This is a genomic window from Mucilaginibacter sp. P4_E8 (assembly GCF_056401495.1).
In genome coordinates this window covers 1-1,917 of the sequence record NZ_JBFUJG010000337.1, presented here as the reverse complement: position 1 = coordinate 1,917, position 1,917 = coordinate 1, and the positions used below count along the sequence as shown (strand labels likewise).

Below are 1,917 nucleotides of genomic sequence, written 5' to 3'. Positions count from 1 at the left end.
TATTAAAGCTTTTAATCAACATAAGTTATATGCGGTAATGATTTCACCGCAGTTTTGTTTATACAATTTATGCAAAAAAAATGAGTTACAGCTTAAAATATAGGCCTGATCAAAAATTGTGTAATAGTGTGTAGCCTGTGTATGGGAATTTTTTTTATTTGGTTTGTTCCTCTAATTAGTAATTAAATAAGTAAATAATACGCCTGCTAACATTTATACAATCAAGCAGTAACGCCCTCGGGCGCACGCCTTTATCTTTCAGTAGTTAAGACAAGCTTTTTGATACGTGACCCTGCCATTCCAGAACCTGAATACCAAAATTTAGCAATGTAATATCACCTTTAAGGAAACATATTCGTAAATTTCATCTACATTTTTTGTAGTTCATCTACAAAATTTCACGCATTATTCTATAATCCATTACTTAGTAAAATGCAGTATACCATAGCCTCCAACACCCAAAAAGCCATAGCAAAAAAAAGCACATGGATATACCTTGTGTACTGGGTTATTGTTACCGCTATTTTTTTGTATGACAGAACTTACCTTATTGTAAAAGCCGGCTTGCCCAGTTTTTTTATGTGTTCAATAGTAAGGATGGGTTTATTGATCGCGCTTGCCTGGGCTAATATTCATTGGCTTATACCGCGTTACCTTTTGCTTAAAAAATATGCAAGTTATTTTGGCCTGGTTATTCTGCTCATTATAGCCTACCTGTTTGTACAGAGTTTATACGATTATTATTTATTTGGATTTGTGCTGGGGCCAAACAGAAACGCAAACTTTTCGTTTTCCCTTATCTATAATTTCACCCATACCGCGTTGTACCTATTGTTAATAATAGCACTTAAATTCAGTATTGACTGGTATGAGCAAAAAAAGTTACTACAGGAAATGCGGGTAGAAAAACTACAGGCCGAAGTCAATTATCTCCGCTCGCAGGTAAACCCACATTTTTTATTCAACGCGCTGAACAACCTGTACGCTTTAACCATACAAAAATCAGATAAGGCGCCCGATATTGTATTAAAACTGTCTGAGCTTATGGATTATATGCTGCATGAAAGTGATGAAGCATATGTACCCCTTGAAAAGGAGATCAGGTATCTTGACAACTATCTGGAGCTGGAAAAGCTAAGGCAGGGCAATCATGCCGACATCAGGTTAACTGTTAACGGCGATGCCGGTAAGTACCTCATACCACCATTTTTAATATTACCCCTGGTAGAAAACGCTTTTAAGCATGGTATAAGCAGGGCCGTTCATAATGCTTATTTGCATATCAGCATCCGCATAAACCAATCGCTTGAAGTTGTTATAGAGAATAATAAACTCAATTTTCATCAGCGTAATAAAAATGGCGGTATTGGCCTTTTGAACCTTAAAAAGAGGCTGGAGCTATTATATCCAGACAATCATGTATTGGAGATCACAGATCAACCCGACTATTATCATGTATTACTAAAAATAAACCAGCCATGTTAAACTGTGTTATCATTGATGATGAGCCTCTTGCCAGGGAGGTGCTGACCGGTTATCTGGAACGGGTAGATTATACCAAACTGGCAGGTAATTTCAGTAATGCATTTGATGCCCTGCAATTTTTGAAAAGCAATACAGCCGATGTTTTATTTTTAGATATTGAGATGCCCGAAATGAATGGGATTGACTTTTTAAGATCATTGCCCCAGCCACCGATCACCGTTTTTACCACGGCCTTTCGCGATTACGCTTTTGAAGGATTTGAATTAGGGGTTATTGATTTTTTGTTAAAGCCTATCTCCCGCAGCCGCTTCTTGCTCTCGCTCGAAAAAATAAGAGAATTTCTTGCTTTGAAAACAGAAGGTGCCAATCTCGAAATTGACCATGATACCCCTGGGTTTATTTTTGTTAAGAGCGGCGTGCGCAGGATAAAGC

2 protein-coding genes are annotated in these 1,917 nt (G+C 37.6%); both read left to right on the top strand.

Annotated elements, in window-relative coordinates; all coding sequences use genetic code 11:
• Positions 1–432 precede the first annotated feature (432 nt).
• Positions 433–1,485: a sensor histidine kinase gene (locus AC1DRQ_RS31150; RefSeq protein ID WP_477429956.1), complete on the top strand. Its 1,053-nt coding sequence runs from the start codon at positions 433–435 to the stop codon at positions 1,483–1,485.
• Positions 1,479–1,917 (top strand): LytR/AlgR family response regulator transcription factor (locus tag AC1DRQ_RS31145; RefSeq protein ID WP_477429953.1); only part of this gene is annotated, 439 nt, incomplete at its 3' end. The genes AC1DRQ_RS31150 and AC1DRQ_RS31145, both read left to right, overlap by 7 nt.